The organism is Mycobacteroides sp. LB1 (assembly GCF_013449725.1).
Classification (GTDB): domain Bacteria; phylum Actinomycetota; class Actinomycetes; order Mycobacteriales; family Mycobacteriaceae; genus Mycobacterium.
Genome location: NZ_JACCFF010000004.1, coordinates 247,884 through 263,633, shown reverse-complemented (window position 1 = coordinate 263,633; position 15,750 = coordinate 247,884). Strand labels below are relative to the sequence as shown.

Sequence of the window (15,750 nt, the reverse complement as noted above, 5' to 3'; positions counted from 1 at the left end):
ATGCCATGTGCCGCATATGTTTTCCCAGTTTCGCCGGGTGGTCCACAGTTCGCCGAACCGAGGGTATGTTGATCCGGCAACGAGTGTTACCGGACGCGGGGCCCGGCCGATTGAGAGGGACAGTGTTTTGCGCATAGGCACGATAACCGTTGGCGCACTTAATGAATGGACGTTAAGTCCCGGCTCCGTCACCTCCTGGCACCCTACCCCCACTGCCGCCGAGAAAGCCCTACAAGCACCTGTGAGTTCGGTGCCAATCAGCTACATGCAGAGCCAGCATCTTCGTAATTACTACGAACGCACAGCCTCGGGACTAAACTTTTCCCGGCAAATCATCGCCAGCTGTGATGTGCCCGGTCAGTGCGATATTCCCGCAATGGACCACGCCCTCAACACATATCTGCGACGGCACGACACATTCCGCAGCTGGTTTGCGCACACCGACGACGGAGAGTTCGTCAGGCACGCGATCATCGATCCAGCTGACATTGAATTCGCGCCGGTCGATCAGGGTCACATGACAGTTGACGAAATACGCGGTCATGTCGTGGATATACCGAGCCCCCTGGAATGGGGATGCTTCACCTTCGGAATCATCCAGAACGAAAATCACTTCACGTTCTTCGCTGCCATGGATCACGTCCACGGGGACGCGACACTGATCGGCACCACGATGATGGAAGCAAACGGGATGTACTCGGCGTTGACCGCGAGCGGCCAGGCCCTGGCGCTTCCCGATGCCGGAAGCTTTGACGACTTCTGTACGCGCGAAAGGGAATTCACGTCAACGTTGACCTTGGATTCGCCGGGGGTGCGCGCATGGATCGACTTCGCCGAGAACAACAACGGGACCTTTCCCGAGTTTCCGCTTCCCCTCGGCAGCCCGTCCGAGTCCACCCGCAGCGATATGACCTCCCTGGCTCTGATGAGCGCAGATCAGACCGATCGTTTCGAGTCGGCCTGCTCGGCGGCCGGCGCGCGCTTCGTCGGCGGCTTGTTCGCCTGCCTCGGCCTGGTTGAGCACGAATTCACCGGGGCTCTAACGTATTACGGGCTCACTCCGAGGGATTCCCGCACGGCCAGCGACAATTTCATGACGCAGGGCTGGTTCACCGGCCTGATCCCGATCGTCGTGCCGATCGCGGCAACCTCCTTCAACGATGCCGCCTATGCGGCGCAAACCGCCTTCGATTCCAGTCTGGACATGGCGAGAGTGCCCTACTACCGGGTACTGGAGTTGGCCCCGTGGTTGAAGTGGCCAGAGCCGAACTTTCCGGTGACGAACTTCTTGCATGGCGGCGCTGCCCCGCTCAACGCCATTCTCGCGGCAGGCGAGATGGGCCTTGCCAACAACATCGGAATCTATCCCGACGGCCGATTCTCCTATCAGTTGACTGTCTACATATTCCGGTACGGCGAAGGCACCGTGATGGCGATCATGCATCCCGACAACCCGGTCGCCGAGAAATCAGCTCTCCGCTACATGGAGGCCATGAAGTCTGTGTGCGTGCGGGTCGCTGACAGCGGGCACTGGGGACGCGTCGCGTAGCTTGGCAATGTCGGAGTAAGGATGAGGATGATATGCGGCGGCTAGCCGATCTCGTGGTGCGGTGGCCATGGGCGGTGATCGGCGTGTGGGTCGCGCTGGCGATCGCCCTGCCGTTGACGTTCCCCTCGCTGAACGAGATGTCCGAGAAGCATCCACTCGCCATCTTGCCCAGCGACGCACCATCAAGTGTTGCCGCCAAGAAGATGACCGAGGCGTTCCACGAATCGGGCAACGATGACCTCCTCCTCGTCGTGTTCATCAACGAGAACGGACTGGGGCCCAACGACGCAGCGACCTACCGCAAGGTGGTGGACGCACTCCGGCACGACCTGACCGGCGTTGTATCGGTGCAAGACTTCATCAGCACGCCCGAACTTCGAAAGTTCCTGACAAGTCAGGACAACAAGACCTGGGTTTTGCCGGTGGGCCTCGCGGGCGAGCTGGGCACACCCAAGGCCTTCGACTCCTATAACCGGGTAACCGGCCTCATCCAGCACAGCATCGACGGCAGTCCGACGGCCGTACACATCACCGGTCCCGCGGCCACCGTCGCCGACCTCACCGTCGCGGGTCAACGTGATCGCCTGCCGATCGAACTCGCGATCGGCATCCTGGTGCTCGCCGTGCTGTTACTGGTCTATCGCAGCGCGCTCACGATGATGCTTCCGTTGGTGACGATCGGGTCGTCACTGGTGATCGCACAGGCAGTGGTGGCGGGCTACTCACAAGCGACCGGCGCAGGGGTCTCAAACCAATCGATTGTGTTCTTGAGCGCGATCTTGGCCGGCGCCGGGACCGACTACGCCGTCTTCCTCATCAGCCGCTATCACGACTATCTGCGGTCGGGTAAGGATTACGACCAGGCGGTCAGGGCCGCGATGATGTCGATCGGGAAGGTGATCACCGCATCCGCCACGACGGTGGGCATCACCTTCTTGTTCTTGAGCTTCGCCCAGATGGGCGTGTTCAAAACGGTCGGAGTGTCATCGGCGATCGGGATCGGTGTCGCGTACCTGTCCGGAATGACACTGCTGCCCGCAATCCTGGTGCTCGCCGGGCCACGCGGTTGGGTCAAACCCCGGCGCGAACTGACTGCCGGGTTCTGGCGACGGTCCGGCATACGCATTGTCCGCAGGCCAATTCCACACTTGGTTGCCAGTGTGCTGGTGTTGGTCCTGCTGGGAAGCTGCGCGCTCCTCGCGCGCTACAACTATGACGACCGCAAGGCCGTATCGGCGTCGGCACCGAGTTCTGTCGGGTACGCCGCGCTGGAACGCCACTTCCCCCTCAGTCAGTCCATCCCCGAGTACATCCTCATCCAGTCACCGCGTGACCTGCGCACCCCGCAGGCCCTCGCCGACCTGGAACAGATGGCTTCCCGTGTCGCCCAGCTGCCGAACGTGGGCCTGGTCAGCGGTGTCACCCGCCCACTCGGCGAGGTGCCGCCGGAGTTCAGAGCCACCTATCAGGCGGGGCTCGTCGGCACCCGGCTGGCCGACGGCTCCAACCAGATCAGCCAACGCAACAGCGACCTCAATCGACTCACATCCGGGGCCAACACCCTGGCCGACAGCCTCAGCGACCTACGCACCCAGCTCAACAAGATCGTCCCGGGTCTGCAGAGTCTGCTCGACGCGTCGGCCTCGCTGAAGACCAAATCCGGCGGTGACGAGCTGGTGCGGAATGTGGACAACGCCGCCAAGCTCGTCGACGCAATCAACGCGCTCGCCAACGACATGGGCTGGAACTTCAGCGCCGCAAAGGACATGTTCGCCTGGATCAACCCGGTCTTGAACGCGCTGCAGGCCAACCCGGTCTGCGATGCCGATGACTCCTGCAGCACCACCCGCGGCCAGCTCGAGCGGCTTGTCGGCGAGCGCAACAGCGGACGCCTGGACGAAATCAATCAGCTCGCTCATCAGCTCGGAAATTCCCAGGGCAACAAGGCAACCCTCTCCGCCACGGTGACCAAGCTGAACACCTCGCTCCTGAGCGTCGTCAACGGGCTGCAGGCCATGGGCCTGGACAAGCCCGGCGGCCCGCAGGCCGGCCTCAACCAGTTGCGACAGGGCGCCGACCGCCTGGCCGGCGGCAGCCAGCAGGTGGCCGGCGGTGTGGATCAACTCGTCGGGCAGATCAAGGTGATCGTCAACGGTCTCAACCAGGCATCGAACTTCCTACTGACGATGAAGAACAACGCCGCGGACCCATCACAGGCGGGCTTCAACATCCCCGCAGAGGTGCTGAACAATCCGGACTTCCAAAGGGCCGCACAGGCATTCATCTCACCGGACGGCCACTCCGTGCGGTATTTGGTGCAAACGAAGCTCAACCCGTTCAGCCCCGAGGCGATGGACCAGGTCAACGAGATCAGTGGCATAGCCAGGGGTGCCCAGCCCAACACCACTCTGGCCGACGCCACGATATCGATGGGCGGGTTCCCCGTCGCCCTACGAGACACGCGCGACTACTACCAGCAGGACATTCGATTCATCATCGCGGCGACGATCATCATCGTTCTGCTCACGTTGATGGTGCTCCTGCGGGCGATCGTCGCTCCCCTCTATCTTGTCGGTTCGGTGGTGATTTCGTACTTCGCGGCGATGGGTATCGGCGTGCTGACGTTCCAATACATCCTCGGCCAACAGTTGCATTGGACCGTGCCGCCGTTGGCCTTCGTCGTGCTGGTCGCGGTGGGCGCCGATTACAACATGCTCTTCGTATCGCGAATGCGCGACGAGTCACCGCACAGCCTGCGGTACGGCATCATCCGTACCTTGAGTTCGACGGGTGGTGTCATCACCGCGGCCGGATTGATCTTCGCCGCATCGGTGGGTGGTCTGCTCTTCTCCAGCATCGGGATCGTGGTCCAAGGCGGCTTCATCATCGGCGTGGGAATTCTGTTGGATACCTTTGTGGTACGGACCATCACGGTTCCTGCCATCGCGGCGTTGGTGGGGCAGGCGAACTGGTGGCCATCGCGGGTAAGCAAGCGACGGGGTTAGCAGGCACTCGTCATGTATGTGAGACTGAAAAATGAAGCCGAGCGGTCAGGAGCACGGATGAAAGACCTCCTCGCAGGAGCGGCCCTGCTGGTAGTCGCCAGCATGACAGGCTGTTTCGGCATCCCGTCCGCGGTGGCCGATGACCCGCAAGTTCCGGGACCACCGATTCCCGGGATTTCGGCTAGCGGGATACCAATGGCCGCGCCGGTATCGCCGGACCGGACCGCATACGCCCTGGGCGGCGCACATGTGCTGGGCATCCCCTACGACGAGTACATCCGGATGACCGGCAAGGACTGGTTCCCGGGCATGAAACGGGCAAACATCTGGTATCCCGCAGGACAGATTCAGGGCCACACCCTGGAACGCTTCTTCCCCGGCATCGGCCCGGTGGGCGAGAAAATCCTGCCCGGCCTCGGTCTGGACGGCCCCAGCATCGGCCAGTCGGTCGACATCGGAGAACCCAACCTCGAAAACGCCATTCGCAACGGCGGTCCCGGTACGGCGATGGGGCTGTCCGAGGGAGCGCTTGTGCTGAACGCCGTCAAATCGGCGTTGGCAACGGATCCGACCGCACCGGCACCGGACACATTGACCTTCGCGACGTTCGGCGACCCGATCGCGAAAAGCCCCTTCAGCGAGAGCTTCCTGACCCAGAACTTCCCCGTCGGCTCCGTCGTGCCGTTCATGGACTACCCCATACCCGCCCCCGTGGAGAGTCAGTACCACACCGACCAGTTCATCTCGGCCTACGACAGCATCGCCGACTGGCCGGACCGACCCGATAACCTGTTTGCGGTCGCCAACGCCATCGCGGGCCTGGCCACCGGTCACACGGCGATCGCGTTCACCAACCCGAGCATGATTCCAGCGCGCAACATCGTCACGGAGGTCAACTCCAAGGGCGCGACGACGACGACGTACTTCATCCCCGAGCAGCACCTTCCCCTGGTGCTGGGCTTCAAGTACCTCGGCGTCCCCGAGGAGACGTTGAACCGGCTCGACGCGATCCTGCAGCCCCGAGTGGATGCCGGCTATTCGCGTAACGACGACCCGGCGACGGCACCGATCAGTGTGGACCCGGTGCACGGCTTCGACCCCGCAAAAGTCACGGCGCCGGCCAATCAGGCGACCTTCGGCGGCGGTGCCGATCCGCTTTCACAGATCACCAGTGGCGCTCTGGCCGTGCTGGGCAATGGCACCCGCGCCGACGGCGCGCACTGACGAATCCCCCGATAACCCAATCAGTACCGACATGACTATGGACATGACCCTGTGACGCCGACACCCCAGTCATCGATTCTCTCGATGTTGCACGGCCGTGCCAGCCTGCGCCCGAACGACATCGCATTCACCTTCACCGAATTCGCTGACAACCCGGCCGGTGTTTCCGAAAGCCTCACGTGGTCGCAACTATCCCGCCGCACCTTGAATGTGGCCCGCGAACTCAGCCTGCACGCGTCGGTCGGCGACAGGGCAGTGATCCTGGCCCCGCAGAGCCTTGACTACATTCTGGCTTTCCTGGGATCCATGCAGGCCGGGCTGATCGCGGTGCCGCTGCCGATGCCGCACCGCGGCTCAAGTCTTGATCGGGTAAGTGCCGTCTTCGACGACACCTCGCCCACACTTGTGCTCACCACATCCGCGGTTACCGAAGATGTCGCCCAGTACCTCGACGGCGCGCACCTACACATCGTTCCGAAGCTCGTCGAAATCGATGCGATGAACCTGGACGTTGACACTGGGCCAAGCATCGAGACGGCTCACCCGCCCGATATCGCATATTTGCAGTACAGCTCGGGCTCGACCCGAATACCGACCGGGGTCACGCTCTCGCATCGCAACCTTCAGGTCAATTTCGAGCAATTGATGAGCAGTCTTTTCGCACGCTCGGGTGTCACCATCCCGTCCGATCTCACCATCGTGTCGTGGCTGCCCTTCTATCACGATATGGGCCTGGTGCTCGGCGTCTGCGCACCGATCCTGGGCGGCTACCACGCCGACTTGAGCAGTCCGGTGTCATTTTTGGAACGACCCGCCAGATGGGTGCAGGCGCTGGCCCAGAGTGCTCATACCTTTTCTGCGGCACCCAATTTCGCCTTCGATCTGGCCGCCCGCAAAACCGCCGACAGTGACCTCGCCGGGCTCGACCTCGGCGGCGTACTGGGCATCATCAACGGCGCAGAACGCGTCGAGCAGGCCACCTTGGAACGTTTCGCCGATCGGTTTGCTCACTTCAACTTTCGGGACCATATGCTGCGTCCGTCCTATGGGATGGCCGAGGCAACGGTCTTCGTGACGAGCGGCAAATGGAGCGCATCATCGGATGCGGTCCGCTTCGATACCGACGAGTTGTCCACCGGCCGCGCTCGGCGAATTCGGGGCAGAACCGGCTCGGCACTGGTCAGCTACACACTGCCGCAGTCACCCGTGTTACGGATCGTCGACGCCGACACACACCGGGAGTGCCCGCCTGACGTGATCGGCGAGATCTGGGTGCATGGCGACAATGTCGCGGCCGGTTACTGGGGCAGGCCACCGGATGAACAGCGGTGCTTCGGCGCAACGCTCATCGACCCGACGCCCGGCACAACCGCCGGGCCGTGGCTGAGAACCGGTGACCTGGGTTTCGTCTCCGAGAGTGAGCTGTTCATCGTCGGGCGCATCAAGGATCTGCTGATCATCCGCGGGCGTAATCACTATCCCGAGGACATCGAGGCGACGGTCCAAGAGATCACACGTGGTCGGGTAGCGGCGATATCGGTCCAGCTGGAAAGCACCGAGAAGCTGGTCACCGTCGTCGAGCTCAAGAAGCGAGGAGACTCAGACGCAGCGGCGATGCACTGGCTCAGCGAGATCAAGAGCGACGTCACCTCCGCGATATCCAATATCCACGGTCTCAATGTCGAGGACCTCGTTCTGGTGTCGCCCGGGTCGATTCCCATCACGACGAGCGGCAAGATCCAGCGCGCCGCCTGCGTCGAGCGGTACTGGCAGGACCAGTTCACCCGACTGGACGCCTAGCCGTCAGATGCCTGCGATGCCGACAGCCAGCAGCACGCATCCGACCACCGCCAGCACCAGCGCCATATTGCGCCGGCGATTCCGTTGCACCCAGCCGTTGAATGCTGCCAGTAGGCCGCGGGTGCGCTCCGGCGCGACCAGGAACGCCACCGCCGGAATCTCCACCACGGCGAACGCCACCACGTTGAAGAACAGCAGCGCGCCGACCTGAGTGGCTGCGGGACACCCCGATACCAGAATGATCGCCAACGCCGCCAGATAGTCGACCGACGGCAGGGCAATCCCCATCCCGGCCACCCAAGCGACCCACAGCGAGGGGCCGATTGTCGGCCAGCGCATATTGCCCGGCGCCCGCACCTTTGATACCAGCACGGCCGCAATTACCAACGCCAGCACGCCAATTGCGCACTGCACACGCGGGAGCGTGAACTGCGCCGCACCCAGAACCGTGCCGCGCAGACCGAACAGCACCACCAATCCCACCGCGATGCCCATCACGAAGCCGCCGCACAGAAACACCAGCAACTGCAGCCCGGGACGTGGCCGGCTCAGCATCAGCACGGTCATACCGAGGCGGAACGGCTCGAAGCTCACCGCCACCGCCATCACCAACAGGGTGAGCCACATCGAGGTCAGGGCTGTAGCCGTTCTGTGCGTAGATCAAGGACCGCCGTGAGCGCCGACTCGACACAGGCTCCCAGAGACTGTGTCGAGTCGGGCCCAAGCCAGCGCTGAAAGCCATATTCGGCGGCGGCGAGGAGCATGTGCACGATCAGCCCGGGTCTCTGGTCGGCGACAGCATCCAGCCCCATCCGTTCCGCCGCGATAGCCGTCAGCTGCCGGCGGTCTTGTACCGAGATGAGCGATACCCGGGCCATCAGCTCCGGGGCCGTCAATATCGCCGTGCGCCACTGTTGCAGCTCGGCGTCGTCAACCTCGGCACTGCGCTCCGCGATGGCCGCCGACAACGCGATGGGAACCGCTTCATCCGGAGGTCTTTGGGAGAACCTGGCGGTGATCGCGTCTCCGCTGATGAGCAGGGGGTCGAGCAGCAGGTCTTCCTTCGCGTTGACATGACGGAAGTAGGTGCTCGCCGATACGCCGGCCGCGGCCGCGATCTCCTCGGTGGTCACCGCCTGGAACCCGCGTGCGGCGAAAAGTGCGATTGCGGCGCTGTAGATATCGCTGCGCACTCTCATCCGCTGACGCGATCGCAGCGAGCCGGTCATATCTGAAGACCTTGACACAAAGCCGTACGTTATGGCAATTTGACAGTTACTATCATATTGATACCAACTGTCGATGCTGATCCCAAGAGGAGTGATTGCGTTGGACGAGACCTACGACGTCGTTGTGGTGGGCTCCGGCGCCGCCGGCATGTCCACCGCGATAACCGCAAAGCAGCACGGCCTGTCGGTCGTCATTCTGGAGAAGGCCGCTCAGTGGGGTGGCTCCACCGCACGATCGGGAGGTGGCGTCTGGATCCCCGGGAACCATTTCCTTGCACAATCGTCCGGAGAATCGTCGACGGAAGAGCTCGAGGACGCGCGCACCTACCTGCGCCACATCATCGGCCCGTTCGCCGCAACGGACCGCATCGACGCCTACATCGACCGAGGCCCCGAGGCGCTGAAGTTCCTCGCCGACAACTCCGCGCTCAACCTGGAATGGGTGCGCGGCTATTCCGACTACTTCCCCGAGGCCCCGGGCGGCCGCCCCGGCGGAAGATCCTGCGAACCCAAGCCATTCGATGCCCGACGGCTCGGATCAGACGTCGACACCATGGCGCCGTTCTACACCAAGGCACCCATGAACGTCGTCGTCAAGCAATCCGACTACCGATGGCTCAGCACCGGCCTGCGGCATTGGCGCGGCCCCTGGCACATGTTTCGGATCGGCGCCCGCACGGCGGTCGCCAAGCTACGACGGCAGCATCTCGTCGGAGTCGGAAGCGCCCTTGTCGCATCGCTTTTCGTTGGCATCAAAGAGGCCGGAATCCCCGTCCGGCTGGGTACCGCGCTGCGTGAGCTCGTCGTCACCGACGGTCGTGTCACCGGAGTCATCACCGATCAGGGCACCATCACCGCGCGATGTGGCGTCATGATCGCCTGCGGCGGTTTTGACCACAACGCCCAGATGCGCGAAAAGTACCACCGGGAACCCGCGGGCGCACAATGGTCGATCGGCGCCACCTCCAATACCGGCGACGGCATCCTCGCCGCCGAAACAACCGGTGCCGCAGTGTCTCTCATGGACGACGCGTGGTGGGCGCCCTCGATTCCGCTACCAAAGGGACCGTGGTTCGCGCTCGCCGAACGATCACTGCCCCGAAGCATTCTCGTCAACAGCCGTGGGCGAAGATTCATGAACGAGTCGCTGCCCTATGTCGAAGCCACCCATCAGATGTTCGGCGGCCGGTTCGGTTCCGGAACCGGCCCCGCCGAGAACCTGCCCGCATGGCTGATCTTCGACCAGACGTATCGGAACCGGTACACCTTCGCCGGTATCACCGGGCGCGCTCCGCTTCCCCGATCCTGGTTGAACAGTGGCGCAATCATCAAGGCGGACAGCATCGCCGAGCTCGCCCGGACGATCGGTGTACCCGCAGACGCACTCGAATCCACGATCGGTCGATTCAACGAGTTCGCACGCACCGGACGCGACGAGGACTTCCATCGCGGCGAATCCGCATACGACCACTACTACGGGGATATCACCAACAAACCCAATCCCAGCCTGGGAGAACTGAGCCAGGGTCCGTTCTACGCGGCCCGCATAGTGCCCGGCGATCTGGGCACCAAGGGCGGTATCAACACCGACGCCAACGCGCGCGCACTACGTCCCGACGGCTCCGTCATTCCCGGCCTCTACGCCGCCGGGAACGCGAGCGCCGCGCTCATGGGGCACACCTACGCCGGGCCGGGCGCCACGATCGGACCGGCCCTTGTCTTCGGTTATCTGGCCGCGCTCGACCTCACGGCTGCAGCCGCTGAACCTGCGCACCCGTGACCACAATCCGATTGTGTATGCGGTTCTCCCGGCCCTGCCAGAACTCCACGGTCTCGGGCGCGATCACATAACCACCCCACTGCGCGGGCACCGGCACCTCGTCCACATCGGCGAACCGCTGGGTGACGTCATCGAGCTGCGCCAACAGCGCCTCTCGTGATCCGATGGGTGCGGACTGCTGGGACGCCCATGCCCCCAGCTGCGAGCCGCGGGGCCGGTTAACCCAGTAGTCGGCGGTCTGCACCGGATCGACCTTGGTCACCCGGCCGCGTACATGCACCTGTCGTCCCAGCGCGTACCAAGGGAAGGTGACGCTCGCGTACGGCGCATGGTCGAGCTGACGCCCCTTGGCGGAGTCGTAGTTTGAGAAGAACGTCACACCCGCGGAGTCGAATCCCTTGCACAACACGGTGCGCGTCACCGGCCTGCCGTTGTCGACGGTAGCGAGCACCATCGCATTAGGTTCGGGGATGCCCGAGGACACCGCGAGGTCAAACCATTTGCGCAACAAGGCAAGCCAGCCATCGGCGAGCCAGTCGACATCCAGATCGCCGCTGCCGTCCTTTTCTCCGGGGCGATAGTCCGAGCGCAGCCATTCATTCACGAAAATCACGCTACAGGCGAGTGCTACCGAGACATCTAAGAGACACCGAGGTGACTAAGAATCGCCCTTATTTGCGGGTGCGAGAATCGCGTTACCGAGTTGTTACCCACAGGTAGGGAGTCGAGAATCATGACAGTTGCAGCGCCGCTACCAGCGGATTTCGCACCTGGCCTGGAAGGCGTGACAGCCTTCGCCACCGAGATCGCCGAGCCCGATAAGGACGGCGGCGCGCTCCGCTATCGCGGCGTGGATGTGGAAGATCTGGTCGCCCAGCACGTCACTTTCGGTGATGTCTGGGCACTGTTGGTCGACGGCAAGTTCGGCCAAGGACTCCCACCGGCCGAGCCGTTCCCCGTTCCGGTTCATACCGGCGACGTCCGCGTAGACGTACAGGCCGGGCTGGCCATGCTCGCACCGATCTGGGGCTTTGAGCCGTTGTTGGACACCGAAGACACCATCGCGCGTCATCAGCTGGCCCGTGCGTCGGTGATGGCGCTGTCGTATGTCGCGCAGTCGGCCCGGGGTCTCCACCACCCGGCCGTACCGCAGCGGATGATCGACGAATGTTCCACCGTGACATCACGTTTTATGACTCGCTGGCAGGGCGAGCCCGACCCGAAGCATGTTGAGGCCATCGACGCCTACTGGGTGTCGGCCGCCGAGCACGGTATGAACGCCTCGACGTTCACCGCCCGGGTCATCGCCTCCACCGGTGCCGATGTTGCCGCCGCGCTATCGGGCGCGGTGGGCGCGATGAGCGGACCGCTACATGGTGGCGCACCCGCCCGCGTGCTGCCGATGATCGAACAAGCCGAGAAGACCGGCGACGCCCGCGGCGTCATCAAGGGCATCCTGGATCGCGGCGAGAAACTCATGGGATTCGGCCACCGGGTATACCGCGCCGAGGATCCGCGTGCTCGGGTACTGCGTGGCACCGCCAAGCGCCTCGGGGCCGCGCGCTATGAGGTCGCCGCCGCCGTCGAGCAGGCTGCCCTGACCGAGCTGCGGGAGCGTCGTCCCGATCGCGTCATCGAGACCAATGTCGAGTTCTGGGCCGCGGTCATCCTCGACTTCGCGCAGGTACCGACCAGGATGATGCCGGCGATGTTCACCTGCGCACGCACCGCAGGCTGGAGCGCACACATCATGGAGCAGAAGCGCCTCGGCAAGCTGGTACGCCCGGCTGCGCTGTATATCGGGCCCGAGCCGCGCCCGATCGAATCCGTGGAGGGATTCGGGCTTCTGAACTCTCGCTTGAGTGTTTAGCCTCTGAACTCCTGGCGTCACTGCGCGTGAGGTGGTTGGGTAGGTCACATGACCTCCCCCGACCTCCCACCAGTTGAGCCTTCCGTCTCCCCGTACATCATCGTCGAGGACTCCCGCGCTGCGATCGAGTTCTATAAGAACGCCTTTGGCGCCGAGGAGCTCGGACTGCTGGAGACTCCCGACGGCAAGGTGATGCACGCCGCCGTCAAGATCAACGGCACGACGATCATGATGAACGACGACTTCCCCGAGTACAACGAGGGCAAATCCAGCACCCCGACAGCCCTCGGCGGCACCCCGGTCACCATTCACCTCACGGTGCGCAATGTCGACGAGTGGTTCCAGCGCGCCGTCGACGCCGGGGCGACCATCGAGATGCCGCTCGAAGACCAGTTCTGGGGTGACCGCTTCGGCGTCATCAAGGACCCGTTCGGCCACCAGTGGTCGATGGGTCAGCCGGTCAAGGTTGTCGACGCCGAAGAGCTCAAGAGGTGCGCGGCCGAAGGAGTCTGACTACCGCAACAGGTCTTCTAACGCCGATCCGCGAATCGCTTTGCGCCACAACGGTGGTTGCGGAGCGGTCGCGGCGGCGCGAAGCATCTCGGGCACCGAGACAAACTTATCGCGCGGGCGACCCTCGCCCTTACCGCGCGCAATCTCCGCGCGATCGATCGCCAGCCAGCCGTTGTGATCCACGATCGTGGGCTGACGCCGGCGGATCAGTTTGGACAGTCCCGACAGCCGCTGCGCAGGATCGGCGAGCAGTCCATCGTTGTAATCCTCGACTATCGAGGTGACGGTCTGCTGCGAGCAAGATTTGTTGGTCCCGATGAATCCGGTGGGACCGCGCTTGATCCATCCCGCCACATAGGTACCGGGATACGCCTGGCCGGTAGCCGGATCCATCACGCGCCCTTGCTCATTCGGGATAACGGCACGCTGGTTGTCGAACGGCACATCGGGCATCGGGATACCGCGGTAGCCGATCGAGGTGAGGAGAAGACCCGTCGCAATTGTGTCCACGGAGTCGCCCTGCTGGAACTCGACGCCCTCAACCCGACTCGCGCCCAAAACCTTGACGGGGGTGCGGTTGTAGGCGAACCGGATGGTCTTCCCGCCCGGCTCCCGCGCCTCACGCGGGAGGGTGCTGAGCACCTCCAGCTTCTGCCTGGTCAGCGGTTCCAGATGCGTCTCCAACGCCTCGTCGACCAGCTTCGCCGTCTCTTCGTCGATGACCACGGTCATATCGGGCAGACCAACGAGGCCGAGGAGCTCGGGCAGCGTGAACGCCGAGTGCTCGGGGCCGCGACGGCCGACGATGACGACCTCACGCAGCTTGCTGCTGCGCAACGCGGCCAACGCGGTGTCCGAAATATCCGTGCGCGCAAGGCGATCGGTATCCGCGGTGAGCACCCGCGCGACGTCAAGAGCCACGTTCCCGTTGCCGATGACGACGGCGCGTTCGTGATCGAGATCGACCCGGAAATCGGTGTAGTCAGGGTGTGCGTTGATCCACGCGACGACCTGGGTGGCTGTGGCGTTGCCCAATAGCTCGAGGCCCGGGATGTCCAGGCGACGGTCCGAGGACGCGCCGACGGCGTAGATCACCGCATGGTGATGCTCCAGCAGCTCGTCGTGGGTGATGTCCTTACCCACCTCGACGTTCAGGAAGAACTCAAAGTTGGACTGTGCGGCCATCGTGTCGAAGAGCTTGGTTACCCGCTTGGTCTGCTGGTGATCGGGGGCAACCCCGGCACGTACCAAACCATACGGGGCGGGCAACCTTTCGAACATGTTGACCTTCACGCTCGGCTGGGTCAGCAGCTCGTCGGCGGCGTACATGGCCGCAGGACCGGAGCCGATTATGGCCACCTTCAGCGAGCGTCCACTCTCACGTACCGGCGGTGCCTGGATGACCGGAGCCAAACTGGCACGCGGGATTTCCCGCGGGTAGAACTCGGAGTTGATGCGCAGGAAGGGCAGCTGTTCTTCCTTGAGCACCGAGTCCGGCTTGATGGCATCCACCGGGCAAGCAGCTACGCAGGCACCGCAGTCGACGCATGTGGAGGCGTCGATGTGCAGCATCTCCGCCTTGAGGAAATCGGGTTCATCAGGCGTTGGGTGGATACAGTTCACGGGGCATGCGTAAACGCAGGAGCCCTCGTTACAGCACGCCTGGGTAACGACGTGTGGCATCAGGCGGGAACGGTTTCCGGTGCTGCCTCGGTGTAGTTCACCAACGGGCCGCGCTGCGGCTCGCTGCGGTAGCGGGCGGCGCGACCATCGATGTGCATTGCCCGCCACACCAACTTGGCCACCGGGTTCATCATCCCGGTTTCCCTGACCAGCATCCGGACGTCGGAGAAGACCTCGCTCATCGTCTGCCGCGAGGCAGGGCTCTTCCAGAAGATCTCTTTCATCACCTCTTGCGGGATGTCGAATCTCTTGGCGAAACTGCGCGGCGGCGTCATGATCGCGCCCATCAGCACCCGCATGGTGATCGGGGTGGCAATCGACAGCACAAAGCGGTTGAACCAGTGCATGGCCGGGACGCGCTTGCGCAGGTACTCATGCGCGAAGGAGATATGCCGGGCCTCCTCGGCCACGTGGATCTCCATGACCCGCTTCATGATCGGGTGCAGGTTGTCACCTTCGCGCAGCACGTTCTTCTGCGTGTGGTCGATGGGCTCCTCACCGGCGAGCACACCCACGAAGAACATCTCGGGGAACGGCGTGGAGGCCAGTGGAACGAACGGGGACAGCCAGCGCAGCAGGCGCGGCATACCGGGCACATCGACACCGAGGCGGTTCACCATCTCCTGGAACATCAGGGTGTGGTTGCACTCTTCGATGGACTCGTGGTTGAGGTACCGGAACTCCGGTGAGCCGTTGGGGACGCTGAACGCGTACTGGATGAGACCGCGGATCAGGATGCTCTCGAAGTGCAGACCAACCTTGGCGACGTTGGCCTGGCGCCACATACCGATCTCGATTTGCTTCTCCAGCGACTGCGCCTGGTACCAGGGGTGCCGGCCGAACGGGTCGGTCCGGTGCGGAAGCACCCAGCGGGGGTCATTGGGGACGACGGCATACTCCGGGCTATCCCAGTCGATATCGATGAAGGGATCGAAGTTCCGGTGCGTGGAGCCGTGCGACAGGGTCTCGAGCACCTGGACGTAGCTCGCGTCGGCGCGTACTTCTTTCTTCGCGCGGAGCTTCTCGCGGAGCGACATGCCAATCTCCTTTGATTAGGTAACGGACCTGCGAACTTTTACGTTTCGGGGGCTACTTGA

The 15,750-nt window shown here is 63.4% G+C and carries 12 protein-coding genes; 7 read left to right on the top strand and 5 right to left on the bottom strand.

The features are described from left to right. Positions 1 to 127: 127 nt before the first annotated feature. From MLB1_RS17500 to MLB1_RS17485, 4 genes are read left to right on the top strand one after another with little or no spacing between them, the layout of a single operon-like run. Entirely contained in the window at positions 128 to 1,549 is a 1,422-nt protein-coding gene (locus tag MLB1_RS17500) for a condensation domain-containing protein (RefSeq protein ID WP_180751111.1), read from the top strand. A 32-nt stretch (positions 1,550 to 1,581) separates the two neighbouring features. Next, on the top strand, positions 1,582 to 4,554 hold the full coding sequence (locus tag MLB1_RS17495; RefSeq protein WP_180751110.1) for an RND family transporter: 2,973 nt from the start codon (positions 1,582 to 1,584) through the stop codon (positions 4,552 to 4,554). Between the two features lie 57 nt (positions 4,555 to 4,611). Next, the gene (gene pe / locus MLB1_RS17490; protein ID WP_180751109.1) at positions 4,612 to 5,778 is read left to right on the top strand and encodes an acyltransferase PE; all 1,167 of its coding nucleotides are present in this window, start codon (positions 4,612 to 4,614) and stop codon (positions 5,776 to 5,778) included. A gap of 51 nt (positions 5,779 to 5,829) precedes the next feature. Further along, complete coding sequence (locus tag MLB1_RS17485) at positions 5,830 to 7,578, top strand: AMP-binding protein (protein ID WP_180751108.1); 1,749 nt, start codon at positions 5,830 to 5,832, stop codon at positions 7,576 to 7,578. A 3-nt stretch (positions 7,579 to 7,581) separates the two neighbouring features. On the opposite strand, the gene MLB1_RS17480 is transcribed toward MLB1_RS17485, so the two are convergent. After that, positions 7,582 to 8,205, bottom strand: coding sequence for a GAP family protein (locus MLB1_RS17480; RefSeq protein WP_180751107.1), 624 nt, complete (start codon positions 8,203 to 8,205; stop codon positions 7,582 to 7,584). A gap of 5 nt (positions 8,206 to 8,210) precedes the next feature. Then, on the bottom strand, positions 8,211 to 8,807 hold the full coding sequence (locus tag MLB1_RS17475; protein WP_180751106.1) for a TetR/AcrR family transcriptional regulator: 597 nt from the start codon (positions 8,805 to 8,807) through the stop codon (positions 8,211 to 8,213). A 73-nt stretch (positions 8,808 to 8,880) separates the two neighbouring features. Between MLB1_RS17475 and kstD the strand changes: the two genes are divergently transcribed. Next, positions 8,881 to 10,587 carry a 3-oxosteroid 1-dehydrogenase gene (gene kstD / locus MLB1_RS17470; protein ID WP_180751105.1) on the top strand — a complete coding sequence of 569 codons (1,707 nt, stop codon included), beginning with the start codon at positions 8,881 to 8,883 and terminating at the stop codon, positions 10,585 to 10,587. Here kstD and pdxH read toward each other — a convergent pair. Beyond that, positions 10,553 to 11,200 carry a pyridoxamine 5'-phosphate oxidase gene (gene pdxH, locus MLB1_RS17465; protein ID WP_180751104.1) on the bottom strand — a complete coding sequence of 216 codons (648 nt, stop codon included), beginning with the start codon at positions 11,198 to 11,200 and terminating at the stop codon, positions 10,553 to 10,555. The two genes, kstD and pdxH, sit on opposite strands and share 35 nt — an antisense overlap. A 120-nt stretch (positions 11,201 to 11,320) precedes the next feature. Between pdxH and MLB1_RS17460 the strand changes: the two genes are divergently transcribed. Both MLB1_RS17460 and MLB1_RS17455 read left to right on the top strand, forming a co-directional pair. Then, positions 11,321 to 12,457, top strand: a complete 1,137-nt coding sequence (locus MLB1_RS17460; RefSeq protein WP_180751103.1) for a citrate synthase 2 — start codon at positions 11,321 to 11,323, stop codon at positions 12,455 to 12,457. Positions 12,458 to 12,505: 48 nt separating this feature from the next. After that, complete coding sequence (locus MLB1_RS17455; RefSeq protein ID WP_180751102.1) at positions 12,506 to 12,970, top strand: VOC family protein; 465 nt, start codon at positions 12,506 to 12,508, stop codon at positions 12,968 to 12,970. On the opposite strand, the gene MLB1_RS17450 is transcribed toward MLB1_RS17455, so the two are convergent. Both MLB1_RS17450 and MLB1_RS17445 read right to left on the bottom strand, forming a co-directional pair. Then, a complete protein-coding gene (locus tag MLB1_RS17450; protein WP_180751101.1) occupies positions 12,971 to 14,653 on the bottom strand; it encodes an FAD-dependent oxidoreductase in 1,683 nt (560 codons plus the stop codon). It lies immediately after the preceding gene. Beyond that, a complete protein-coding gene (locus tag MLB1_RS17445) occupies positions 14,653 to 15,690 on the bottom strand; it encodes a diiron oxygenase (RefSeq protein WP_180751100.1) in 1,038 nt (345 codons plus the stop codon). Before MLB1_RS17445 ends, MLB1_RS17450 begins: the two co-directional genes overlap by 1 nt. Between the last annotated feature and the right edge of the window lie 60 nt (positions 15,691 to 15,750).